The 22,009-nt window shown below is 57.7% G+C and carries 24 protein-coding genes and 2 pseudogenes; 11 read left to right on the top strand and 15 right to left on the bottom strand.

Features of this window, described 5'->3' with window-relative positions; all coding sequences use genetic code 11:
* Positions 1-209: 209 nt before the first annotated feature.
* From AC3CBN_RS14425 to AC3CBN_RS14445, 5 genes are all read right to left on the bottom strand, one after another.
* Positions 210-947, bottom strand: a complete 738-nt coding sequence (locus AC3CBN_RS14425; protein WP_488633706.1) for an SDR family NAD(P)-dependent oxidoreductase — start codon at positions 945-947, stop codon at positions 210-212.
* A gap of 308 nt (positions 948-1,255) precedes the next feature.
* Positions 1,256-3,097, bottom strand: a complete 1,842-nt coding sequence (locus AC3CBN_RS14430) for an aspartyl protease family protein (RefSeq protein ID WP_488633707.1) — start codon at positions 3,095-3,097, stop codon at positions 1,256-1,258.
* A gap of 1,111 nt (positions 3,098-4,208) precedes the next feature.
* Positions 4,209-5,048 (bottom strand): helix-turn-helix domain-containing protein, encoded by an 840-nt coding sequence (locus AC3CBN_RS14435; RefSeq protein WP_488636737.1) that lies wholly within the window; start codon positions 5,046-5,048, stop codon positions 4,209-4,211.
* 34 nt (positions 5,049-5,082) lie between these two features.
* Complete coding sequence (locus tag AC3CBN_RS14440) at positions 5,083-5,898, bottom strand: alpha/beta fold hydrolase (RefSeq protein ID WP_488633708.1); 816 nt, start codon at positions 5,896-5,898, stop codon at positions 5,083-5,085.
* 51 nt (positions 5,899-5,949) lie between these two features.
* Positions 5,950-6,318, bottom strand: coding sequence for a nuclear transport factor 2 family protein (locus AC3CBN_RS14445; protein ID WP_488633709.1), 369 nt, complete (start codon positions 6,316-6,318; stop codon positions 5,950-5,952).
* 614 nt (positions 6,319-6,932) lie between these two features.
* Between AC3CBN_RS14445 and AC3CBN_RS14450 the strand changes: the two genes are divergently transcribed.
* On the top strand, positions 6,933-7,973 hold the full coding sequence (locus tag AC3CBN_RS14450) for a patatin-like phospholipase family protein (protein WP_488633710.1): 1,041 nt from the start codon (positions 6,933-6,935) through the stop codon (positions 7,971-7,973).
* A 34-nt stretch (positions 7,974-8,007) separates the two neighbouring features.
* On the opposite strand, the gene AC3CBN_RS14455 is transcribed toward AC3CBN_RS14450, so the two are convergent.
* The 4 genes from AC3CBN_RS14455 to AC3CBN_RS14470 form a co-directional block, all read right to left on the bottom strand.
* Positions 8,008-8,292 carry a carboxymuconolactone decarboxylase family protein gene (locus AC3CBN_RS14455; protein WP_488636738.1) on the bottom strand — a complete coding sequence of 95 codons (285 nt, stop codon included), beginning with the start codon at positions 8,290-8,292 and terminating at the stop codon, positions 8,008-8,010.
* Between the two features lie 164 nt (positions 8,293-8,456).
* Positions 8,457-8,747 carry a hypothetical protein gene (locus tag AC3CBN_RS14460; protein ID WP_488633711.1) on the bottom strand — a complete coding sequence of 97 codons (291 nt, stop codon included), beginning with the start codon at positions 8,745-8,747 and terminating at the stop codon, positions 8,457-8,459.
* A 245-nt stretch (positions 8,748-8,992) separates the two neighbouring features.
* Positions 8,993-9,472: a hypothetical protein gene (locus AC3CBN_RS14465; RefSeq protein WP_488633712.1), complete on the bottom strand. Its 480-nt coding sequence runs from the start codon at positions 9,470-9,472 to the stop codon at positions 8,993-8,995.
* Positions 9,465-10,091 (bottom strand): peroxiredoxin-like family protein, encoded by a 627-nt coding sequence (locus AC3CBN_RS14470; RefSeq protein WP_488633713.1) that lies wholly within the window; start codon positions 10,089-10,091, stop codon positions 9,465-9,467. Before AC3CBN_RS14470 ends, AC3CBN_RS14465 begins: the two co-directional genes overlap by 8 nt.
* A 171-nt stretch (positions 10,092-10,262) precedes the next feature.
* On the opposite strand from AC3CBN_RS14470, the gene AC3CBN_RS14475 reads away from it, so the two are divergent.
* The gene (locus tag AC3CBN_RS14475) at positions 10,263-10,856 is read left to right on the top strand and encodes a TetR/AcrR family transcriptional regulator (RefSeq protein WP_488633714.1); all 594 of its coding nucleotides are present in this window, start codon (positions 10,263-10,265) and stop codon (positions 10,854-10,856) included.
* Between the two features lie 88 nt (positions 10,857-10,944).
* On the opposite strand, the gene AC3CBN_RS14480 is transcribed toward AC3CBN_RS14475, so the two are convergent.
* Positions 10,945-11,403: an Lrp/AsnC family transcriptional regulator gene (locus AC3CBN_RS14480; protein ID WP_488633715.1), complete on the bottom strand. Its 459-nt coding sequence runs from the start codon at positions 11,401-11,403 to the stop codon at positions 10,945-10,947.
* A gap of 113 nt (positions 11,404-11,516) precedes the next feature.
* Between AC3CBN_RS14480 and AC3CBN_RS14485 the strand changes: the two genes are divergently transcribed.
* A complete protein-coding gene (locus AC3CBN_RS14485) occupies positions 11,517-12,131 on the top strand; it encodes a LysE family translocator (RefSeq protein WP_488633716.1) in 615 nt (204 codons plus the stop codon).
* A gap of 188 nt (positions 12,132-12,319) precedes the next feature.
* Here AC3CBN_RS14485 and AC3CBN_RS14490 read toward each other — a convergent pair.
* A pseudogene (locus AC3CBN_RS14490) lies at positions 12,320-12,579 on the bottom strand (helix-turn-helix domain-containing protein); the annotation flags it as partial.
* Positions 12,580-13,071: 492 nt separating this feature from the next.
* Between AC3CBN_RS14490 and AC3CBN_RS14495 the strand changes: the two are divergent.
* On the top strand, positions 13,072-13,233 hold the full coding sequence (locus AC3CBN_RS14495) for a hypothetical protein (protein ID WP_488633717.1): 162 nt from the start codon (positions 13,072-13,074) through the stop codon (positions 13,231-13,233).
* Between the two features lie 121 nt (positions 13,234-13,354).
* Here AC3CBN_RS14495 and AC3CBN_RS14500 read toward each other — a convergent pair whose 3' ends face one another.
* Together AC3CBN_RS14500 and AC3CBN_RS14505 are read right to left on the bottom strand one after the other, a co-directional pair.
* Positions 13,355-13,768 (bottom strand): VOC family protein, encoded by a 414-nt coding sequence (locus tag AC3CBN_RS14500; RefSeq protein WP_488633718.1) that lies wholly within the window; start codon positions 13,766-13,768, stop codon positions 13,355-13,357.
* 353 nt (positions 13,769-14,121) lie between these two features.
* On the bottom strand, positions 14,122-15,039 hold the full coding sequence (locus AC3CBN_RS14505; RefSeq protein ID WP_488633719.1) for an NAD(P)H-binding protein: 918 nt from the start codon (positions 15,037-15,039) through the stop codon (positions 14,122-14,124).
* On the opposite strand from AC3CBN_RS14505, the gene AC3CBN_RS14510 reads away from it, so the two are divergent.
* Positions 15,034-15,963, top strand: coding sequence for a LysR family transcriptional regulator (locus AC3CBN_RS14510; RefSeq protein ID WP_488633720.1), 930 nt, complete (start codon positions 15,034-15,036; stop codon positions 15,961-15,963). The genes AC3CBN_RS14505 and AC3CBN_RS14510 overlap by 6 nt on opposite strands.
* Before the next feature lie 293 nt (positions 15,964-16,256).
* On the opposite strand, the gene AC3CBN_RS14515 is transcribed toward AC3CBN_RS14510, so the two are convergent.
* Positions 16,257-16,844 carry a LysR substrate-binding domain-containing protein gene (locus tag AC3CBN_RS14515; RefSeq protein WP_488636739.1) on the bottom strand — a complete coding sequence of 196 codons (588 nt, stop codon included), beginning with the start codon at positions 16,842-16,844 and terminating at the stop codon, positions 16,257-16,259.
* Positions 16,845-17,009: 165 nt separating this feature from the next.
* Positions 17,010-17,138, bottom strand: a pseudogene (locus AC3CBN_RS14520) (LysR family transcriptional regulator); the annotation flags it as partial.
* Between the two features lie 183 nt (positions 17,139-17,321).
* Here AC3CBN_RS14520 and AC3CBN_RS14525 point away from each other — a divergent pair.
* From AC3CBN_RS14525 to AC3CBN_RS14550, 6 genes are all read left to right on the top strand, one after another.
* A complete protein-coding gene (locus tag AC3CBN_RS14525) occupies positions 17,322-17,690 on the top strand; it encodes a nuclear transport factor 2 family protein (RefSeq protein WP_488633721.1) in 369 nt (122 codons plus the stop codon).
* A gap of 840 nt (positions 17,691-18,530) precedes the next feature.
* Positions 18,531-18,692 (top strand): hypothetical protein, encoded by a 162-nt coding sequence (locus tag AC3CBN_RS14530; RefSeq protein ID WP_488633722.1) that lies wholly within the window; start codon positions 18,531-18,533, stop codon positions 18,690-18,692.
* 356 nt (positions 18,693-19,048) lie between these two features.
* Complete coding sequence (locus AC3CBN_RS14535) at positions 19,049-19,624, top strand: TetR/AcrR family transcriptional regulator (protein WP_488633723.1); 576 nt, start codon at positions 19,049-19,051, stop codon at positions 19,622-19,624.
* Complete coding sequence (locus AC3CBN_RS14540; RefSeq protein WP_488633724.1) at positions 19,621-20,892, top strand: amidohydrolase family protein; 1,272 nt, start codon at positions 19,621-19,623, stop codon at positions 20,890-20,892. Before AC3CBN_RS14535 ends, AC3CBN_RS14540 begins: the two co-directional genes overlap by 4 nt.
* Positions 20,893-21,110: 218 nt before the next feature.
* Complete coding sequence (locus AC3CBN_RS14545) at positions 21,111-21,476, top strand: hypothetical protein (protein WP_488633725.1); 366 nt, start codon at positions 21,111-21,113, stop codon at positions 21,474-21,476.
* Between the two features lie 233 nt (positions 21,477-21,709).
* On the top strand, positions 21,710-21,844 hold the full coding sequence (locus tag AC3CBN_RS14550; RefSeq protein ID WP_488633726.1) for a hypothetical protein: 135 nt from the start codon (positions 21,710-21,712) through the stop codon (positions 21,842-21,844).
* The last annotated feature ends 165 nt before the right edge of the window (positions 21,845-22,009 follow it).

The raw sequence follows: 22,009 nt of genomic DNA on the forward strand, positions 1-22,009 counted from the left end.
CCAACCTCACGGTGAGGCCTGTTGCATGGCCTTAGGGTTTGACGCTCGGCGTGGGCGATAAGCGGGGGTTATCGGAGGTGGGCAAGGGACGGATTTGTGCGTGTGAAGATTTTCTGTGTAACCCGGAACCAACCATGGGGCGCCTAAGGAACGGGTACCCACCGCCGTTACACGACGCAGTCAAAGGCCGCTGAGCGGTGACGCCTGCTTTAGGAAAAAAGCGAGCCGCCGTTGACCGCTATCGTCTGCCCCGTCATGTAGCCATTGCTCAATAGCAATATGACCGCTTGCGCGATCTCATCTCCGGTTCCAGCCCGTCCAACTGGGATACGTGCAGGGACGCCCGACTCAATAAGAGTCGCGCCCATCTCTGTGTCAATCAGGCCCGGTGCTACGGCATTGATCGTCACGCCTTCTGGCGCTAGCCGTAGCGCGTAACCGCGAGTCAGGCCTTCTAGTCCAGCCTTCGCGGCGCCGTACGCAACGCTGACTGAGCCCGCGCCGATACGCGCCCCGATCGATGAGATATTGACAACCCGGCCCCACTTCCGCGCTCGCATGCCCGGCAGGACGGCTTGCGTGCAGAGGAAGGCCGATTTCAAATTGGTGGCGACAGCTCGATCGAAGTCCTCTTCCGTAATATCGTCGAGGCCGCGCATCACTGCGATACCAGCGTTATTGATCAGGATGTCAATCGGGCCAAGCCACTCTTCGACTTGATGAACCATATCTTGCACTGCAGTGCCGAGCGAAACGTCTGCGCAAAAAGCCGCCGCCCGCCCACCACTGTCAAGTATGGTTTCGACGACAGCTTTAGCCTCGTCGTCTCGCTGGCGATAATTTACGGCGACGGCAGCTCCCGCCTTCGCCAGTGAAAGAGCAATTGCCTTTCCGATACCACGCGATCCACCAGTGACAAGAGCCACGCGATCTGTCAATTCGAACATAACAAGGTCCTCAGGATCGTGTGCCCCGCTTTCGTAGACGGCTGGGCGTTGGATTTTGAATTGACCGCCTCGAATATCATTGGCGCTAGGCCGCCCAGATGTCTTGGGCGGTGTTGCCAATTGTAGAAAATCTCAATGCAATCGAAGGTATCGCTCCGCATCGTCCTGGACAAGACTGAGAAGCTGGCGATCAAAATGATCCGAATCCATGCTTAGATCTCGCATATCTGTAGCAATGCAAAATGTGCAAGCCAGGAGAGCGGTCGCCACGCGAGCAAATGGCGGCGCAGCGCTCGATGTTCCCTCGACTAGCGAGGTGTCATGTCACGCAGTTCCATCGTCAGTGTCCGGCCATCAGCTAAGGTCAAGGTCAGCAAGCTACCTTCGGGCCGAAGTGAAATGATGTCCCACAGGTCGCCAACGCTCAGCACTGAAGCCTGCTTGCCATTAGCGGCCACGATCTCGTCGTCTTTCTTCAACCCAGCTTGTTTGGCTGGACTTCCGGCCATCACCGCGCCGACCCGGTAGCGATCCGGCCGGTCCTCCTCTTTCTCGGCACGGAAGCCTGCCATCGCGTAATGCCACGTCGGCGCTTTCTCACGCGGCATGAGTACCATCTCCTGGCGGCGATAGTCGAAATGCACATTGAATCGCGCCAGTATGTCTTGCCCGATATTGCCGGCCTCACTTGGATTACCGGTAGCTCCGGCATCGGCACGCGTGAGCATGCCGAGCACATTCCTCAGCGTGTAATTTCCAAGCTGTAGCGAGCGCGCATGCGCGAGATGTGCGGCATAAAGGCCGCCCGCTCCACCGGTGAGATACTGAGGGCCTCTCTCATAGCGCGGCTGCAAACCCTGACTTTCAGCCCACTGAGGAAATACCAGCGTGTAACCAGAGTTGCCCGTATCCACGTCAAAGATGCCTGGTTTGCCGTCCAGCATCGCTCGAACCAGTGGCACATCGTTGGTAAAGCGAATCGGCATGACCTCGCCCTTGCTAGCCGCAGGCGCGTCGCCGTGATCGTACGGCTGCAGAATCAACCTGCCGTCGTCGTAGTCGAACGTTACGGCAAAGCGCTGAAAGACCTCCAGGCCAAGAATTCCCGCGATCGGTTCGCGTCCGGTGCCGCGTTGATAGAAGCTGTACGGGAACGGCATCACGACGAAGGTTTGATCGCGGAGGTCGGCGTCACCGAGCGTGAGGTGATCGATCTTGGCGTATGCCGTGGTCATTGATCCGGGGCCAGAGCCGGCGCTCACGCCGCTACCCTTGGCTTGAACACCAAGGCGTTTCGCGGCCGCCGTCGTGAGTATGGCTTGCCCGCCCGTGTCGAGGATGAAAGGCATGGGTTCCTTTCCATCGATGCTCGCCTCGACCAACAATATGCCGCCCTCCAAGTGCATAGGCACCGTGGTCTCAGAGACGCCATGCGCCATCGTGACGTCGCGAACGATGCCAGGGGGACGTTTGAGCTGATCGATGGATGCTCCGGGCAGTACGCGAATGCTTTCAGCGACGTCAATTGTGGTGTCATGGGACCCGCCTGCCGCCAACGTCGAGGACGTAGTGACGCGAAACGGCAGTTGCAATCCTTCCACGGAGCGATAGTCGTCGTAGCGCTGGGTCCACTGAAAGAACGAGCCCTTCCACGTGGCATGGTCGAGCCGGTAGGTGGCCGGATCGATCCACAGCGTCACCGTACGACCGCCGTCGGGCGTCGCTTCCAGTCGAATGTAGCGATGTCCGTTGTCTTCGGCATCAGCGAGTGGGCGCAAAGTTGCGTGGGTTTGTGGCATGAGAAAGCCAAAACGCCGCAGCCAGCTTTCACTGATCGCAACGGCTTTGGCCTCATCGGAATCATACGGGCCGACCATGCCGGAAAGACGCTCATGCCAACGACCAGCTGCGTCAAAACCATCAGCAGCGGAGAACATCTCGTTGCGCCAGCGGCTTACGAACTGGCCACTCTGCAGATCCACCAGGGAATGCCACGCGCCGCTCAGGCCATCTCCCGTTTCAGTGCCGTCGCTTTGGAGAGCGCCGACATGGTTCCAGCGGTCGCCGCCATAGGCTTGGCGCATCTCCCGGAGCAACGTTGTCGCGGGGATGCTTGAGGGCGCGCTCGCAACGATCGATGGCAGCAACAAGCCGACGAAACAGAACAACACGCGTGACATGGTGGACATGAGGGTAAATCCGAGGCAAAGCTTGGGGAAACAATGACGCACTGCGATGGAAGCGATTTCGATACATGCCGATGGTTGTGCTTCGGTGCCTGGCATGGCAGTGCAGTGTCATGTGCTTTTAGATGCAGAACCGAAGCATCAACGACGTGACAGATGTCAGTCGCGTAGTCATGCGGCTCGGTAAACAGCTCTTGTGCGGCACTGAGATTGCTAGTCATCGTTTCTTACAACTAGCGCATTTGCCGAATCCGTTTCTTATGGAAGCTGCGGGCATTCGCTCCCACCATGTGCTCGCTTGGAGTAGTTGCGTTGAACGACGCTTGGCCCCTGATGCGTTGCGTGGCTTCGGATGGGGTGGCGAAATCGGGGGAACCAGCCAGGGTAGCGGCAAGCAGCAGAGCGGTCATGCTGCAAGCGTTGCGCAAATATCCGAATCGATCTTGAATGAATGTGATCGATAGCGCGGGGTTGGCCATGTACCTCAGGGAGGCCCGGCGCGAGCAAAACCTCCTATCAGGTCATCTTTTTAAAAATAGTGAGGCACCACAACAACTCAAGGTGGCGGGTCGCAGAGACGATCGACAAGATTGAGGCGTCAATGAGTTGCGACGTGACATCCGGCATATTGCATGCGTCTTCTCAGCATGGATACAACAGGGCTGTTATGCACATTCCAAGAGTAACGAATCACCGTGCGACTTTTCGGAGCGCTAGGCCTCTTTGATGAGGATGCGGTGTTCGGCAACTAGCTGATCCTGGAGTAACCAGAGCTAAAAACTCTGAAGAAGTGGGTCGAAATTCTAATGAAGACTTCATTGACAAAAACGCGACTCTTGGAGGCATCGCCGCTTAGGTCGCCTCCGTTGTTGTTCTTATCGCATACCAAGTCGCCATTGGTGACGGCCTGTAAGGCGGCCAAATTTTACCGGGCAATATTCAGGCGAACCATCGCTTTGGTGAAGATCAGAGCGAGTGACTAGTCATTCGCGCATCCGGTTGAGTGGGTAGTCCACTTCAGCGAGGGATTTGTCTCAAGCCTACTTATCGGTGACATGCTACGGGCGGATGGCGCTCATTCCTTCGCCAGATCATGAAGGCGCGCGCCAGTCGCCTCGTCAGCTGGTACAAAGGCTTCAAGGGCGAGCTCGGCAAGCGTGATGTCAGTGGGTGTGCCAAAAACTGTAGTGGTGCTGAGCAGGGACAGTACAGCGCCGTTGACCTCAATTTGTATGGGGACGGCAATTTGCCCATGCTCATCGAGCACTTCTGGCGATTGGCTCGGCGGCAGCGGATACGATTGCAGTTCGCGCATCAACTTGATCAGTTCTGGGTCCTGACAGGCTTCGATTTGACGACGAAGGCGCTCGAGCAGGTGCGTGCGCCACTGCGCAAGATTGCGAATACGCGATGCGAGGCCCGCCGGGTGAAGGCTGAGACGGAGCACGTTGATTGGTGGCCGCAACAGACTTTCGTCCACCCCATCCATCAATCGGAATGTAGCTTGATTGCTGGTTACGAGATTCCAATGTCGATCAACGACCAAAGCGGGGTAGGGTTCCATGCCCCTCAACAGTAGATCGATGGTATGTCGCACCGCGTCAAGAGCGGGGTCGTCCATGACTCGTTCGACATAAGCAGGGGCAAACCCGGCGGCGACCAATAGGGCATTACGCTCTCGCAGCGGCACGTCGAGGTACTCGGACAAATGAATGATCATGTCGCGACTGGGCTGTGAGCGACCGGACTCCACAAAGCTCAGGTGCCGTGTAGAGATCTCAGCCTCCGCGGCCAGCTCCAACTGGCTGAGTCGCCGATGGCGACGCCACTCACGTAGAAGGTCACCAACAGGACGATGGGTGGTGGCAGCGGAACGATGCATGAGATGGCCTGAGAAACGCGCAAGGTTGATCATCCCACGCGTGATGACCTGTGACACAGGTCAGTCGTCATGCAGCTGCCTCATCCATAAAGCTTCGCACGTCGGCGAGCACCTGAGTTCGGTGCGTGTGGTACATGCCGTGCGGCGCATCGACGTATTCCACAATTCGTGAGCCCGGCACAATTCGCGCAGTCGCGCGGCCATGCTCAATCGGCTCGCTCTCGTCGCGGTCTCCATGCAGTATCAACAAAGGCACATTGAACTGGCGCAACTCGTCGCGAAAGTCTTCGCAAACACGCGTAAGGAAGCAGGCAATCACTGCATGTAGTGATGCGTTCAGCATGGTGTCGATCGTGCGACGGATGGTGCCATCCGTTGTGCCCGTTTCGCTTGGAAGATAGAAGCCATCCGCACCTTGCTCCAGCCAGTGGGGGAAATCTCGGCGGATGGCTTCGAGTTCGGGCTCTACCATGGCGGCAACGACCTCTTGCCCGTCGGCAGCGAGTCGCCGTGGTGCCGGGGGGGCCAGATAGATTGCTCGCGCGATGCGATGCCTTCCGTGGCGTGTCAGCAGACGTGTACATTCGCCTGCGCCCATGGAATGGGCTACAAGTGTCACGTCGCGCAGATCCAGTTGCTCGAGCAACTCGGCCAGGTCATCCGCCAATCGGTCGTAGTTGTATCCTGAGCCGGGCTGATCTGAGCGCCCGTGGCCGCGACGATCCATGGCTACAGTCCGCTTGCCTAGTTTGTTGAAGTGCAGCATATGCGGTGCCCACATCTGAGAATCCAGGGCCCAGGAATGTACGAACACAATCGGTTCGCCACGGCCCCAGTCTTGGTAGAACAACTGAACGCCGTCGCTGCTTTGAAATGTGGGCATGTTGAAACTCCATAGAAGGGTGGGGCGTCCGAGCCGCCCCATGGCAAAGAGTTAGGAAGCCTGGGGAACCTTGTCCAAGAAGCCGAACACCTGTCGAATGCGACCACCTTCCAGGGCGGCGACGTCAAAGCCGATAACCAGGGGTTCCTTCGCTTCCTGCGTCGCCAGGTGCCACTGGAATCGGATCGTCTCGTGATGCGCGTCGACAGGGCCACCAAGGCGAAAGACATGCTGTGGAAACATGGATTGGACAGCGGAAATCGTTGAATCGATGCCGTTCCAGCCCGTCGCCTGGGCCATGGGATCCGTATAGACGACGTCTTGCGTGTAGAGCTCTTCTATGAGCTTCCGGCGACGTACTGGATCGGTTTCATTCCAGCTATCGATGTAACGTTTAACAATAGAGGTTGCGTCGCTCATGGTGTCTCTCCCAGTGGTGGTGGAGAGAGTCTGGCCGCGCGCTGTCCTGCAATCGATTACCTGGCAGGTAATGGAGTGTCATAAGCAATATGGCTCCCCCGGTCAGGCGCTCTACTTCCAATTCGGCGCGACCAATGGAAGGCTTCAACAAGTCGCTGCGGACTTTGTATTTAGGTTATTTTCGTCCTGAACTTCACACGCCCGGGTATTTGCGCATCACGTGAAGGTCGGACGTTCCAATCGGTCACAGTAGTCACTTCGTAATGCCTGGGTAACCAGGAAAAGACGTCGAAGTCACACACCCTGGCGCACATTTCGCCGACTTCCCGTGCGCAAAACCGGGAGGTGATGGGTGTCATCACAGGAACGGGGATGCAGATAACGCAGAAATCGAGGCGCCTGCCGCCTTAGCCGCGTTTCAACGTGGATGTTTGTTCAATCGCTGATCTCCACGCGTGGCGCATGAGGTCATGTTTCGATGTGGCCACTCGCACGCGATGCGAGCCGCGCGGCATTGCTCGACTAGCGTTCGCTATGGTGTCGCATTTCAGGCATGACGGAGGAAGTGATCGCACCTTTCTCTCTGCAAGTCCATTCATTAGAGGAGTGATGCTATGGCTTTCCAGATACTCAGTTGCGATGGTGGTGGAATCCGTGGGCTGATCACGGCGCTGCTCATCCAGGACCTCGACACAAAGTTCGGGATCGTCGCCAACGCCGATGGCTTCGTCGGAACTTCGACGGGTGGCTTGTTGGCCTTGGGGTTGGCAAACGGCGTTTCGATCGCAAAAATCGTGGATGTCTACATGAACCAAGGTTCGACGGTGTTTACGCCGAACGGATGGTTGTTGGAGGACAAGCATCAAGAAAAACCGCTCGGTGCATCCTCGGTCGAATTGGAAAGCGGGCCGGGCTTTTTTTCTTGCCAGTATGTCAATACGGGTTTGAAGAAGGTCGCTCAGGAATTGTTGGGTGATGCGCTGGTCGCGTCAGCGAAGAAATTTGTGGCGGTCAATTCTGCATGTCTTTGGGATAAGGGCAATAAAGGCTGGGCGCCTTGCACGATTTCCAATGGCTACGCGAATGCCTATCGCAAGATTTCGATGGTTGATGCAGCGCTCGCCACATCAGCCGCGCCTACCTATTTTCCGCCGTATCGAGTGGCGAGTGCCGGCTACGATTTTGGCTATTTTGCGGATGGTGGCGTTTTTGCCAACAACCCTTCGATGACGGCGGTGGCTGAACTGCTGCACCAGAAAGTCGTGCCAAATTTGGCGACCATTCGAATGCTTTCGCTCGGCACCGGAAACAGTCCGCAAGGCATTCCGTCCGGAGCGATCGGGGATCCGTTGAATTGGGGGGCGTCCAGTTGGCTTTATCCATGGAAGAGTGGTCCCCAGGGAGTCATTCCCGCCATGGCTCTTCTCAATTTGACCCTGGACGCGACGGCTGAGCTAGCTGCAATTCAGGCAAACCAAGTATTGGGAGCAGCCTACCAACGCGGGAACGTTTCCCTGAGTCAGCCTTTCGCATTAGATGACTGGCAGAATATCAATGTGCTGGTGGACGCGACGAAAAAATACATGAACACGCAGCCATGGCAAGACGTGCGCAATTGGGTCCAACAGAATTGGCTTCAACTGGAGACGGCTTAAGCAGTGTTCGCGTCGAAAGTGCGGCAATATTCCATCACGCGACGTTGAGAGTTTCATCTTTGAAGGCCCGGCGATCATTCGCCGGGCTTTTCCTTTTTTCGCTGCGCCCAAGGTCGAGGTTCTTACCTGGATAGGTATGCGCAGAGAGGCCATGGCTGCAGCCATTGATCTCTGCAATGGCTAGAGCGATACGCTCACGGGTCGGTGCCGGCAGATAGCCATGAGCGTGGCTCGCTATGGATATGGGGAATGTCGGCTTTCGAACCCAAGGGATATTTGCTTCGACAGCGAAAGAGACGTGGCTGGTCCGCGCTGCAATGTTCGCCTTGACTCAAAGCGAACTTCGCTGACGATGCTTAGCCACCGGCGAGCGCTGGGGCAGGGTGATTACACCCGTTATCGTTGGTACCTCCGTTAGGGCATCTGAAACTGGCCCATTGCCCGATCGGTGACTGCTCCCTGCGCGCGGCACCTATCTCCTACTTACTTGCCCTCGGGAACGAGGTTGGCCAACTTGCCCTTCTTGTCGAATTGGCAGCTGAAATTCTTCTTGCCATCCATGCCCGCGTCGGCGGTACCGGTGATCGTGTAGCCGGCGTCGGCGGCCTGAACCGGCTGCAGTTGGATGTAGTCGTTCTTCACGTCAAATTTCTTCGCTGCAGCATCCAGGCAGCGGGTCGTCAATTTGCCCGGGTCGGGTCGGTCGGAAGCAACAGCGTGCGAGCTCAGAATAAGCCCGAGAGAAGCAGCTAAGAGCAGGGCAGAATTGCGCATGGTTCTATCTCCGTACGAGGCGCGAGGCCGGGATCATTGCAAGCGCGAGTGTGCCTTGCATTTCCTTGCGCCAGGATGAATCGCGTGCAAGGTCGGGCCAGATCCCCTCGTAACCGCGCTCATATCGAGGCGGCGACATCGCCGGCAACAGGGTCATTGTGCGTTTGACGCAGGAGGAGCTCGCCTTCAACCCAAAGCGGACACATCAGACAAAGAAGACCTGTTAAAGCGCCTCCTCGCTCGCATCATCCACGGCGAAGGAGGCCATTGAGTTGATAGGCCGCAAAGATGCCAAGGCCGAACTGCAATATCCCGGTACCTTCGAAGAACCAGTCGTTAGGAAGCTCGTAAGTCGGCGGCGGAAACAAGCGGGTCACAAGTTGTGGAGAGGAGCCTCCGAAATACATTACGTTCTTCAGGACATGGTTGTAGCCACCTTCGAAGAACCCGATGCCCGCCACCGGCAAGACCAAGTCAACCAAGCAGAACGTTGCCATTGCGATGCCCCTGACCAGCCGTACCGGATGATGCTCAACAAGGCGAGCTGCAGCCCAGAGCGCCACGGCGGTCAGACCGGCAAATATGAGGACGTGAAGCCGCCAGAGTGTGCCGTAAACCATGGCGCCATAGGCGTGATGGACGCTGGTCAGTAGCAGGATCGCCAGCGCTGCTTTAAGGGCGCGCGAAAGCGATGATTGAGGCGAGTCGCGTATAACATCATGCATCTGAGCTGCCGCGCCCCATGACCACCAGATCGGTATAAGTAGTGGCTGGCGACGGCACGTCCCATGTCATGGCCCAGGAGCACTCGATAATCTCGTCGACAGACCAGTGATCGTCCGCGTGCTTGCCGTACTTGCACGCCAGCACCTCACCGCCTGGACAGATCAGAAAGTCCGCCGGCATCCCCAGCGCCGATTCGCCGGCTTCGCGCCCCGCGCCGAATGTGGCGAGCCCGCGAGCGATAGCCCCCCAGGCGCGTGGATCGAGAACCGACCGAAAAGATGTCTCGACGCCGAATTCGCGATACAGCCGCTTGTCTGGATCGGCAACAACGGCAAACGGCAGCGCGTGGTCGTGGCGTCGCATAGTCTCGACCGAAGAGTGGAACACCGCTACTTCAAGAATATTGGCCTTGATCAATTCGTCGTGGCGTTGTGCAATCGAGCGCAAGTGAAGCGCGCAGATCGGACATCCAGCGAATCGCCGGAACTGCAGGTGCACTATGTGATGCGAGTCGGGGATGCGGACGCGTTGACCTTGAATCGTGATCAACTCGTACTGCGAGAGGCGGGCACCGGACTGGATACGTACGGTCTCGACGGGTTCGTGCTTTGTAAACATGTTTAACATGGGAGGTGGCAGGTAGTGACCATGGAAGGGTTGCTCTTGATCGGATAAATGATCCGTCAGACCATGATGTCCTTGGCCGGCCGTGCGGACCAGTACAGCTGCGACCGATGTGTTTCATAGCGAACACCGCATGACGCATTGTTCGGAAACCGGAGGCAATCCATGACTGCACATGAAGACCGCAGGATCCAGCGCACACGGCAACTCCTGCGCGCATCGCTACTGGAACTGGTGAAGGAGAAGGGCTTCGAGAGATTGTCGGTACAGGAGATCGCCGACCGCGCAAATGTCGGGCGCACGACGTTCTATGCGCACTTCAGCGATAAGCAGGAGCTTTTGCTGTACGGCTTCGACGAATTGCGTGAACAGCTCAAGCAACGCAAGCGTGAGGCGCGCGCCAAACTGGGAGCGCAAAATGAGTGGTTGTTCGGCTTCAGTCGAGAGATGTTTGAGCATGTCAACGACTATCGTGATGTGTTCCAGGCGATGGTTGGCGAGCGCAGCGAAAAAGCCGTCCAGTCTCGCATTCAAAGTCTCTTGATCGAACTGGTGCGCGACGACGTATCGATTGCCAAGCAATCGTCGGGAGCCAAGTCGGTGCAGCATGAGCCGCTGGTGCGGTTTGTTGCCGGGGCACTCTTTGGCCTGCTGACCTGGTGGCTAGACGAAAAGCCACGTCTGTCGCCGGAAGACATTGACCACAGTTTCAGGCAACTAGTTGGACCGGCGATGCACGCTGCCGCTTCATCGACGTAGATAGACCTGCTCGACGACGGAAGTGCCGGAGTAGATCTATCGAGGGTTAGGGAGTTGTCTTCGTCGGCATATTACGGATCAGCGGAAATCACAGAGGTAGCGCATAAGTCTGCTTGACGACCTGGCTTGGCAGGTCCGTCTTTACGTTCTGGATGCCATTCGTGCGGGTGAGGTGGGTGGACTGAAAGTGTCGATAGGTATCCAGGTCCGGCACGACAATGCGCAATAAAGCATCACTATCTCCGAGCATGATGTAGCACTCCATCACTTGGGGCAGCAGCCTCATTGCGCCAATGAAGTGTTCGATGGTTTCGGCGTCCTGAGCTGTGAGCCATACGCGGGCAAATAGCGTTAAGCCTGCGCCCACCATCGCCGGGTTGAGAATCGTCACATAGCGATCAATGACACCCGCTTCTTCCAGTAAGCGAACCCTCCGCAGGCATGGCGACGGCGATAAACCAACCTCGCGTGCGAGGTCAGTGTTCTGCAAGCGGGCATCTTCTTGGAGAGCACGCAGAATCCGTTTATCAATCGCGTCCAGCTTCATTGGCATAGGTGCAAAGTTATAGCCACAGTAATTGGCATAATATGCCAAATAACTATTGTTTTCTTGGAATAATTGATCCCAAATGGCGTGATCAGGGGCGTAGCCTGTTTGGCATGAATACGCACACACTGCTGCTCTTTGTCATGACTGTTCTCCCGCTGATCTGTGTACCGGGCCCGGACATGCTCTTCATCACCTCTCAGGCGGTTTCGGGTGACGTCGCGGCTGGGTTGCGCTCGACCGCAGGTGTCTGCGCCGGCTACATAGTCCATTCGGTACTGGTGGCGCTTGGTCTGGCTGCAGTCATCGCCGCATCGCCGGTGGTCTTCGAAGCATTGCGCTGGACCGGCGTGGCCTACTTGATCTACCTGGCCCTACAGTTGCTCAAGTCGGCCATGAAGCCTGGAAGTGTTCGTCTGCCGACTCAGCGGATACCGAATCAGTTCCGCAGAGGATTCCTGACTGCGGTCCTCAATCCCAAGGGAATGATGATCTATTTCGCGATCCTTCCTCAGTTCATGCGACATGATCAGTCGGCCGCCTTGCAGGCGCTGGTTCTCTCCACGATTTTCATTGGCCTGTGCGGCCTTGCATACAGTGTTCTCAGCGTTGTCTTGGCCGCCACTGGCAGCAAAGCTGGCGCCTTTAGCGATCGTCGTAGACGGTGCATTGAGGGCCTGTCGGGAGGAGTCCTCATTGCTGCGGCGGCAAGGCTCGCAAACAACTGAGAAGCGCGCAAAGGTGAGGGCAGTCGGAGCTGGGAATGTCCGCTTCCGACTGCGGATTCAACCGGGCATCGAAACAGATTGATGAAATCGTTCGGCCGGCGTCTCGAAGTTCAAGGTCTTTTTCGGACGTCCGTTCAACTCCCGCACTACGGCATTGAGCTTGGGCCTGTGAGTGCACGGACTAATCCGTCCCAGGCTTGCTGGCCTGCCTGATTGGCACGGTAACCGTCCCGATCGCCGCCACGCTGGATTTTGCGGCCGATGGTCAAAGGTGCTCGCTGCAGTTGCAAGGCGATCGAGCGGATCGATCGACTGGCCACCGTGGCTCGCGTGATCTCTTCGCGCTGGGCGGGCGTCAAAGCGCGCTTGGCAAGGCGACGGGATAACGGTCGTATGCCGCCGGTCTCGGCCAATATCTGCGCACCGACGACTGGTGGCGGTCAAACAGCTTTGTGCCTCTCAGATCAACGGCGGCGCCAATTGCATCAACCTCCATGCAACCGATGCGCGAGAGATTGGGGAAACAGAGCAGCGGTTTTACCTGCTGCCGGATTTCCCTTGTGTATTTACGCGTGACACCGGTAATCATGTTTCAGAGCCGGCTCGAAGTAGGGCGAACACGCTGCACTGATGCGGCACTGCTCTCATATCGGCGAAGGGAAGGGCGATTAGCCAGTGATATCGTGGGTGCCGACTACATCCGCTTCCGACCCGAAGCAATGGGACACTCCGAGGTAGACCACCAGTGACGGTTCGCGATGCTCTTTCCGTCACGTTCGTAGGCAGCGCATCTGTCCGGACACCGTCCGCGGACAGTGTTCGCAAAAGGCGGACTTACGTTAGATCGGCTTAGTAGCGCGACCTTTCAGTGGTTTCGGGCTTGGCACGGTGCTTGCTCCGTTTACAGCGAGAGCAAAACCAACCTCCCAGGAGAGCAGCCATGAAATTCGAAAACCTAATCCTGCACAGCCTGTTCGCCGCCTGCTTTGCTATTTGCGTTCTTACGATCGGCGCAATGATCACCGCTACACCGGCATCCGCATCGAACGTCGCCGCCAGTCAGACGAGTGTTACCACCTCGGCGGTTGCCGTAGGTTCTTAAATTCGCTGTCGACCCGAAGTGGACATTTACATGTACGCACTGAAAAAGCCTCTTCACGGGGCTTCTTCAGCTTACGCATTGGATAGCATGATCCGAATCGAATCATCGTATGCAATAACGCTCAGCTTTGTGGCGGGACAGCGTTGGGATCCATCCACATCACTTCCCAAATGTGACCATCCGGATCCTCGAAGCTGCGGCCGTACATGAAACCAAAGTCCTGAACAGGCGTGGGGTTGGCCTTACCACCAGCGTTGCACGCCTTATCGACTAGGTCGGAGACCTCATCGCGACTATCCGCTGACATACACAGCAGCACCTGCGCGCCCACGTGCGCATCAACGATCGGCTTGCTCGTGAACTGGCGCCATTTGTCATGCGTCAACAGCATCGCGTGAATTGTTTCGGAGAACACCATGCACGTTGCGGTATCGTCACTAAATGCGGGGTTGTTGACCGCGCCAACAGCCTCGTAGAACTTCTTCGATCGCTGAAGATCAGTCACCGGCAGGTTAACGAAGATGAGCTTACTCATGGTCCATATTTTCCTTCAGAAGGGAGTCACAGCACGTTTGCTGCGACATCCTAGAGACGAATGAGCTGAGAGAAAATCGACAAGACGCACAATAAAAACGTCTTGCCGGCGCTTCTTCAGTTATCGCAACAATGGCCAGGGCCGGTACCGAACCAAACTGGCGGCTTTGCAAGTCCTTGATACCTTCTACTTTCATGTGCTTGCAAGGGGAGGGTGCCTGTCTCTACAACCCTGCATAGCACTACTGACATTCACCATTCCTCGACGGTCCGACGTCCTCAGTGGACTCTCTTCGGATTTCACCCTGGAAGGAATAGGGTCGCTTTGCGTCTTCGCACATCGCCCGCAAGCCCTCAGGCGAACGCAGCCGCATTTTCACGCGCCCAATCGAAAAACGTCTTCGGCGGACGGCCCAAGATGCGTTGCACGGCGCTCGACATTGTCTTGATGCGTCCGTCGCGTATTGCCTCCAGCGACTGCGCGACGCCATGTGCAATCGTTTCCGGCACGCCTGAGCCAATCATCCTTTGAATCGCCATCTCCAACGGAATGTCCACGCTGCGCAATGGACGGCCCAACACGTTCGACAGGATTTCCACCTGCTCTGGCACGCTGAGCAGTTCGCCGCCGGTGAGCTCGATGACCTTATCCAGCGAATCTGGCGACACTAGCGATCGCACGGCGACAGCTGCGATGTCCTCCGGTGCAATTGGTGCCGATTTGCCCGTGCCCATCGGGTTGTAAACCGTGCCGTTGGCTCTGATCGAATCTGCCCAACCGAGCGCGTTCGACATGAAGCCGCCGCAGCGCAGGACTGTGGCGCGTAGGCCAGCGCCCTTGATTCCGTTCTCGCTCGCCTTATGCATCTCGCCAATGCGAAAGCCCGGCTCGTCGGCGAGGATGGTGGAGAGGAACACGACGCGGCGTGCGCCGTTCGCCTTTAGCGCCGCGATGAGCGCATCCAGGTTCGGACGATGGGGGCCGAGGTTGAGGAATATCGCCCGGGTCCCAAGGGCGGCCGCACCCAGCGTGTCGGGTTGGCTGAAGTCGCCGGTCGCCACTTCGATGCGATCATCCAGGATGGCGAGCTTGGCAGGATCGCGGACAAAGGCTCGCACCTGTTCTCCTGCTTCCAGCAATTGCCGTATCACCTGACCGCCAACATTGCCGCTTGCGCCAGTCACCAGATACATGTTCGTAACCTCGTCTGTGGGGTGGGGTGCAAGGACGATAAGGGCGCGTCTATAATGAAACAATCCGCTGCCATGCAACGTTATGTTGCAGTGTGGGAACAATCGATGATCGACCTCAACGAGCTCCAATACTTCGTGCAGGTATCGCGCGCGCGCAGCTTCACTGCCGCGGCGAATCATTTCAGTGTGCCCAAATCCAGTGTGAGCCGTGCGATCGCGGGACTGGAACGTCGGTTGGGCGTACGACTCATTGAACGCACCACGCGCAGCGTTGCGCTGACCGAAGCTGGGGAGATCTATCTCGATCGCTGCCAGCGCGTCATGGAGGAGGCAGAACTGGCCGACCTCTCTATCGGCGCCATGCAAACCGTGCCACGCGGCCGCCTTCGCGTCGGCGCCCCTGTGGCGTTTGCGCGTTTCATGCTTGCGCCACGCCTACCCGAATTCACGCGACGCTATCCGGAACTGCGCGTGCAGGTGCAACTCACCGGCAACGAGCGCTCGCCGCAGCAGGCCAACCTCGATGTGCTGATCCGCCCCGGTCCGCTGGAGGATTCCGCGTTGCTCGCGCGACCGCTCGCCACAATTCGCCTTGGCGTGTATGCCAGCCCGGCGTATCTCAAGGGGCGCAAGCTGCCGAAAGTGCCAGCCGATTTACGTCCGCTTGATGGCATTGTCACGCAATGCGGCTCGCATGGACTGCCGGCGGAGAGCACCACATGGCGGCTGCAGCGTGGCCGCGAAGTGCAAGAGGTACGAGTGGAGGCGCGCATTTCCGTTCCGGACCCGAGCATAAATCTGCAACTCACGCTGGACGGCGTGGGTGTGGGCGTGCTGTCGCAAAAGTCGGCAGAGAAGGAGTTGGCCAAGCGCCGGCTAGTACGGTTGTTGCCAGCGTGGGAGCCGGAGCCCGTCGAGCTATTCGCGGTATATCCGGCAAGGTTGAATTCGTCGCCGAAGGTGCGCGCACTGGTGGAGTTTCTACGAGAAAGCACGGAGTGAGTGCGCCCATCATTTGCCCCCTTGAGTGGTCGCAATTCACCGCGGGCAGCGCAAGAGTTTAGAAAGAGCACTAGCCAAGCCCCGACCCGTTTCACCCATGGAGCCTAAGGCAAAAAGTCCTCGCGTCGATCTGGCTGCGGTCGACCTTCCGCACTGATCAAAATCGATCTGCTCCAGAGATAGAGACGGCGTACGAGTCGGTTTTTTTCCCCGACTAAGCCCCACTTTCGACACGATGCGGATATCGCCATCGGTTCTTGCTGTCCGCAGGACGGACGCGCTCTTGACCCATGTCACGGGAGTCGCAGCGCGTTCACTAGCGAAGCCAGTGCAGAAGGCTGATGTTGACGACTGGGGTAGTACATGAAGAAGCCGGGAATTGGTGGCGTCCAATCCTCCAGGACACGGATAAGCCGACGCTCAGCGATTTCCTTTGCGACCTGCTCTTCATAGGCGAGGCCGAGGCCGGCTCCAGCAAGCGCCGCCTGAATCACCAAGTGAGTATCGTCGATGATGAGTGGACCGTTCACCGCGATCGTGACTGATTTTCGTCCGCGCTCGAACTCCCATCGATAGGGGCCGCCCGGAAGACGCAATGTTATGCATCGATGATCACTGAGATCCTTCGGTTTTTGCGGAATGCTTCGCGACGAAAAATAGCCGGGCGATCCCACTACAGCCAGTCGCAACTCCGGCGTGACGCGCACTGCGATCATGTCCTTCTGAATGTACTCGCCGAGCTGAATACCGGCATCGAACTCGCCCGCAACGAGGTCTACAGGGCCTGTCACCGTGACTACGTCGAGAACGATGTCGGGATAGGCCTCAGCGAATGCTGTTAGCCGTGGGAGCAACACCATGACGGCGGCCGAGCGTGACATCACAATTCGGAGGCGGCCCGCAGGGCAGCGCCGGACGCTTCGCGCTCTGTCTAGGGCCTGAGCGATTTGCTCAAGCGCCGGAGACAAATCTTTCAAGAGAGCGGCCCCTGCAGAGGTTGGTGCAACGCTCTTCGTTGTTCGAGCCAGTAGCTGTAACTCGAGCCGCTGTTCGAGCCCGCGAATCGTATGGCTAAGCGCAGACTGAGACACCCCTAGCTTTGCCGCAGCTCGAGTAAAGCTTCGTTCTTGGGCGACCATCGCGAAAGTAGCAAGTTCGTTCAGTTCGGTTCTCATTATTCATGAATATTGCTCATAGCACTTTCCTTCGCAATAGGCCTAGTTTCATAAGCGGCTCTGACCTAGCCTTGATCAGTACGTAACGCCAAGACTTTCAGCCGCTGAATAGGCGCTTGACGCTTGGCACGGAATTGCTGGGCCGCATGAATCGGCTCGACGTATCAACTTTCAAGGGCAGCTATGGATTCCGATATTTCAGCTTTGCGATCGATCGCTCAGACCTATTTCGACGCCGCCTATGAAATGGACGCGGAGAAATTTGCATCCTTATTTCATCCATCGAGTTCCGTGACAAAGATCGGCGAAGACGACAACGTAAGTGTGACGCCGATTGCCACGTGGCTAGCAGCTGTACGCAACACGAGAGCTCCGAAAGAGCAGGGCTTCGAGCGCGATGACCAGATCCTATCCATAGATGTTGAGAAGGGGCTCGCGGTCCTGCAGGTGAAATTGCAGGTCCCGCCGCGTGTCTTCACCGACATGCTGTCATGCTTGAAGGTTCATGGAACGTGGAAGATCGTCCAGAAAGTTATGACTTCGAACACGTAACCATGCCTTCGCTCCCGAAGATTCTCGGCAACCGTGATGATCCAGCCCGTCCCTATGCCAAAAGACTTCTTACAGCGTTCTTGATAGGGGCTGTCAGTTGGTTTTTTGCGTTCTACGGCCCCTGGACATGATATTCGCCACTACGAGACGTGTCGCGGGCATATTTGGCGTCCTCGCGATTTGCTGTGGGTGTGGCTTTTTGTCGATGGCCCGTTACTACCCACAAGCATTGCCACGAGCTGCGAGCGCAGAGAGTGGCCATGTCTATCCCCGAAATGACCACGGCGCGATCGTCTACTACTCCAGACAGGGATAGGCCATCGAAGATGCCTGAGCGAGACGTCCGAAATACGTGCTATCCACGATTGCGAAGCACCCCGCACGATGGCGAAACGGTCGGACTGGCCTCGGAGAAACCCTGAAGTGTCCCTGTGCCAAGAGCACGACGAAGCAATGGGGAGCCGACGCGCGACTAGCCCATCATGGCCCAGCACCGCCAAGCGGTGTGGCAGTTAGAGGCCGGATAGTCGTGTGCAGTCGACACGGGCGCCAGAACTACGGGATGTTTGGCAACGGGGAGGAGTCCATATACGGGATGTTTGGCAACGGGGAGGAGTCCATATACAGACACTCCGAGTTAGACCAGTGACGGTTCGCGCTGCTTTTTCGGTCACGTTCGTAGGCAGCGCATCTGTCCGGACACCGTCCGCGGACAGTGTTCGCAAAAGGCGGACTTCCGTTAGAACGGCTTAGTAGCGCGACCTTTCAGTGGTTTCGGGCTTGGCACGGTGATTGCTCCGTTTACAGCGAGAGCAAAACCAACCTCCCAGGAGAGTAGCCATGAAATTCGAAAACCTAGTCCTGCACAGCCTGTTCGCCGCCTGCTTTGCTATTTGCGTTCTTACGATCGGCGCAATGATCACCGCTACACCGGCATCCGCATCGAACGTCGTCGCCAGTCAGACGAGTGTTACCACCTCGGCGGTTGCCGTAGGTTCTTAAGTCCGCTGTCGACCCATAGCAGACCTTTCGTGGGCCACTAAGGCGAGGTCAAGCTGAGCCTATGGCCCGGCGCTCTTTGCCCCAGGGAAGAGCATGAATCATTGACCCAAAAATGCTCCCGCCACTGAGAGCGGAGCGTAATCTGTGCTATTTGCCAGCGATGGCTGTGACCCCTTTGGCGGTAGGAGTCAGTGTCCAAAGCCGGGAGGATATGCCGTCACGCTCGGCCTCCTTCTGATATCGCATCGCGGAGCAAAGCTGTTCCGACTAGGCGGCCTATCTTCCTCCCTTATGCATCCTGAAAAAATTGCTGAATTGCAGTGTACTGCGTACGCTTACAGGCGTACGCTGTACACATGAGTAAGGATCGCATCTTCGCTGCCGCCAGGGCCATTCTCGACCACGAGGGGATCGAGGGGCTTTCGGTGCGCAAAGTCGCCACACGCGCCGGCGTCTCGACCATGGCGATGTATCGGCACTTCGCTGACAAGGACGCCCTCTTGAACGCGCTGATGGATGACGGGCTCGCCGCTTGGGAGAAGGTCGTCCGCGCCATCCGGGCCGAAGATCCGATGGAGTGGCTGGAGGCTGTGATCGAGGCTTTTCTCAAATTCGCGCTCACCCAACCGTATAGGTTCGATGCCGCCTTCTTCCTTCCGGCCGCTGAGGCACGGCGCTATCCCGATGACTTCGTAGCGGGCCGTTCGCCGGTCATAGCGATGATTGTGATCAGGATCGATCAGGCTAAAGCGGACGGCCGTCTCGGCGGCACGCCGGCGGTTGATATCGCATTGGCGCTCGCAAGCATGGCGCAGGGGCTGGTCTCCATGCAGCGCGCCAACCGATTTTCCAGCGACAAGCAGTTCCGGACGCTCTTTCGCGCCCAGCTCCACCATTGTCTTCAATCCTTTTCCTCAAGGAAAACTAAATGAGTGCAATCGCAAAAGTCGCGGCCGCGATGCTAGCCGCCACCTTCGCTCTATCGGGGGAAGCCATTGCCAAGCCGCTCGCTATCGTGAATGCCGAGATCTATCCGTCGCCCAACGCTCCCCAGATACGTGACGGTGTAGTCCTCGTGCAGGACGGCAAGATCGTCAAAGTCGGCACCCGGTCAGAGGTTTCCGTTCCCAGAGCCGCCCGCGTGATTGACGCGCACGGCGCTGTTCTCACTGCCGGCTTCTGGAACAGCCATGTTCATATCATGCCCTCAGACCTTATGAGCGCGAAGACAGCCACGGTGGCGACGCTCGAGGGCGGTATCCAGGCGATGCTGACGCGCTGGGGCTTCACCACTGTCTTCGATCTGGGATCCTCGACCGAAAACACTTTGGCATTGCGTGAGCGCATCGCGTCCGGAGAGATCGTCGGCCCCATGATTCTTACTTGCGGCGATCCGTTCTTTCCCGAAGGCGGTACGCCGATCTACGTGCGGCAATACCTGGCTGATCACGGCTGGACCAACGAGGAAGTCTCGACGCCCGAAGGAGCCGCCGATCGCGCGGTTCGACAGCTCGACCGCGGCACAGACGCGGTGAAGATATTCGCTGGCGCCATCGTGGGCGGCGACATTGGCGTGCTGCCCATGCGCCTGGACATCGCCAAGGCCGTGGTGGCCGAAGCGCATAAGCGTGGCAAACCTGCTTTCGCGCATCCTTCCAACTATGCCGGCATAAACGTGGCGATCGACTCCGGCGTAGACATCCTGGCGCACACCACGGCGACGGAAAACGGCAGCCACGATCCTTATGGTTGGACGCCCGCGCTGATCACGCGCATGCGCGCCCACAACATGGCCTTGACCCCCACCATGACGCTATTCGAGTGGGAGTCGGAGAAAGTCCACCAGAAGCCGGAGATTCTGGCGCAGACGATCAAACTGATCACCTCCGAAGTGAAGGATTTTTCCGCCGCCGGCGGCGAGATCCTGTTCGGCACCGACGTCGGTTACACCGACGCCTACGACACCACCGAGGAATATCGCCTGATGTCGGGCGCTCTCGATTGGCGCCAGATATTAGCCTCGTTGACCACCACGCCAGCCTCTCGCTTTGGCTATGCCGCGCATAAGGGGCGCATCGCTCCGGGCATGGACGCTGATTTCGTGCTCCTCGATGGCGATCCGGCTAACGATCCAACCGCCTTCGCTCGTGTGCGCGACACCATACGCGGTGGACTGGTGATCTGGGGGATAGATCGGTGATCACCTAGGCGAAGCTCAATGCTGTCACAAGAGAATTGAACGAGCGGCCTCGAGAGACGTTAGGCTTTGAAACACCGGCCGAACGATTCCAACAAGCTGTTGCATCGACCGGTTGAGGCCGCCACCCGAAGCGGACATGTTCCGGACGCCATAAGAGAAAGTTTGTGCGCGACAGATGTCGGGAGGCGCACGCGTAATCCAGGTACAAGGAGTCGAAAATGTCTGAACTGATTGTGCGGAGACAGAAGGCGTTGTGGCAGGACCTCATTCGGAGCTATCGCGTACATGTTGACGGCGTTGAGGTTGCGCAAGTCGCCAATGGCAAGCAGGTGCAATTCGCGATTGAGCCGGGTGAGCGCGTAGTACAACTGAAAATCGACTGGTGTAGGTCAAGTCCGCTGAAGATCAGTGTTCAGCCTGGAGAAGTCGTCGTACTCGACTGCGGGCCCAATGCGACTCCTCTACTGGCGCTGTTGTTTATCACCGTTCTTCGAGGCAAGTATCTGTGGCTGCGACAGAGTAAAGAGGCTGCTAACCCTGCATTGCAGTCGGCTCATGTCGGCCAGCAAGGCATGGAAGCGTGATGTCCGCTTCCGACCCAGAGCGGACCTTTCGGACTGGGCTAAATCGGGCAACAGCAGCGAGGCGCCTAACACCAGCGTCAGGTTCAGACCCGGCCGGAATGCTGTTCAGCGCGCACCGGAATCCGCACATTGCGAGATCATTCCAATACCGTGGCCCGCGGGGATGGGGGCACAAAATGACGAATGACAATCGCATCAGGATAGTGCCGGGACGAACACCGGAATCAGCAAACATGGTAGCCAACGCCAAACGGGCGGCGATGATCACTGCTGCACTGAACCGCTTGACGTTCAACGATGCCGACGAAGTTCGTGCTGTGCTCCCCCTTCCTGAGGGCGCCAAAAGAAAAGACCCGGTCGCCGCATAGGTCCAGCAATTGTCGCCGCAACTCTTGCTAGGTCCGGGAGTTTGCCGGGCATCGGCGGTTCGACAGCTAGACCCAGGCTCGTTGATGGTCGATCGTCCATTTAGATGCGCTGATTCGAAGCAGGTGCTGATCGACGTCTCAATGACGCCCAGGCCCCTGGCGGCT

The sequence above is a fragment of the Dyella sp. OK584 genome, from assembly GCF_057787755.1.

Coding starts and splice junctions, on each gene's coding strand:
- AC3CBN_RS14425 (WP_488633706.1), bottom strand. CDS start 947: ATGTTCGAATTGACAGATCGCGTGGCTCTTGTCACTGGTGGATCGCGT.
- AC3CBN_RS14435 (WP_488636737.1), bottom strand. CDS start 5,048: ATGATCAACCTTGCGCGTTTCTCAGGCCATCTCATGCATCGTTCCGCT.
- AC3CBN_RS14440 (WP_488633708.1), bottom strand. CDS start 5,898: ATGCCCACATTTCAAAGCAGCGACGGCGTTCAGTTGTTCTACCAAGAC.
- AC3CBN_RS14445 (WP_488633709.1), bottom strand. CDS start 6,318: ATGAGCGACGCAACCTCTATTGTTAAACGTTACATCGATAGCTGGAAT.
- AC3CBN_RS14450 (WP_488633710.1), top strand. CDS start 6,933: ATGGCTTTCCAGATACTCAGTTGCGATGGTGGTGGAATCCGTGGGCTG.
- AC3CBN_RS14460 (WP_488633711.1), bottom strand. CDS start 8,747: ATGCGCAATTCTGCCCTGCTCTTAGCTGCTTCTCTCGGGCTTATTCTG.
- AC3CBN_RS14465 (WP_488633712.1), bottom strand. CDS start 9,472: ATGCATGATGTTATACGCGACTCGCCTCAATCATCGCTTTCGCGCGCC.
- AC3CBN_RS14470 (WP_488633713.1), bottom strand. CDS start 10,091: ATGTTTACAAAGCACGAACCCGTCGAGACCGTACGTATCCAGTCCGGT.
- AC3CBN_RS14475 (WP_488633714.1), top strand. CDS start 10,263: ATGACTGCACATGAAGACCGCAGGATCCAGCGCACACGGCAACTCCTG.
- AC3CBN_RS14480 (WP_488633715.1), bottom strand. CDS start 11,403: ATGAAGCTGGACGCGATTGATAAACGGATTCTGCGTGCTCTCCAAGAA.
- AC3CBN_RS14485 (WP_488633716.1), top strand. CDS start 11,517: ATGAATACGCACACACTGCTGCTCTTTGTCATGACTGTTCTCCCGCTG.
- AC3CBN_RS14495 (WP_488633717.1), top strand. CDS start 13,072: ATGAAATTCGAAAACCTAATCCTGCACAGCCTGTTCGCCGCCTGCTTT.
- AC3CBN_RS14500 (WP_488633718.1), bottom strand. CDS start 13,768: ATGAGTAAGCTCATCTTCGTTAACCTGCCGGTGACTGATCTTCAGCGA.
- AC3CBN_RS14510 (WP_488633720.1), top strand. CDS start 15,034: ATGCAACGTTATGTTGCAGTGTGGGAACAATCGATGATCGACCTCAAC.
- AC3CBN_RS14515 (WP_488636739.1), bottom strand. CDS start 16,844: ATGTCACGCTCGGCCGCCGTCATGGTGTTGCTCCCACGGCTAACAGCA.
- AC3CBN_RS14525 (WP_488633721.1), top strand. CDS start 17,322: ATGGATTCCGATATTTCAGCTTTGCGATCGATCGCTCAGACCTATTTC.
- AC3CBN_RS14530 (WP_488633722.1), top strand. CDS start 18,531: ATGAAATTCGAAAACCTAGTCCTGCACAGCCTGTTCGCCGCCTGCTTT.
- AC3CBN_RS14535 (WP_488633723.1), top strand. CDS start 19,049: ATGAGTAAGGATCGCATCTTCGCTGCCGCCAGGGCCATTCTCGACCAC.
- AC3CBN_RS14540 (WP_488633724.1), top strand. CDS start 19,621: ATGAGTGCAATCGCAAAAGTCGCGGCCGCGATGCTAGCCGCCACCTTC.
- AC3CBN_RS14545 (WP_488633725.1), top strand. CDS start 21,111: ATGTCTGAACTGATTGTGCGGAGACAGAAGGCGTTGTGGCAGGACCTC.
- AC3CBN_RS14550 (WP_488633726.1), top strand. CDS start 21,710: ATGGTAGCCAACGCCAAACGGGCGGCGATGATCACTGCTGCACTGAAC.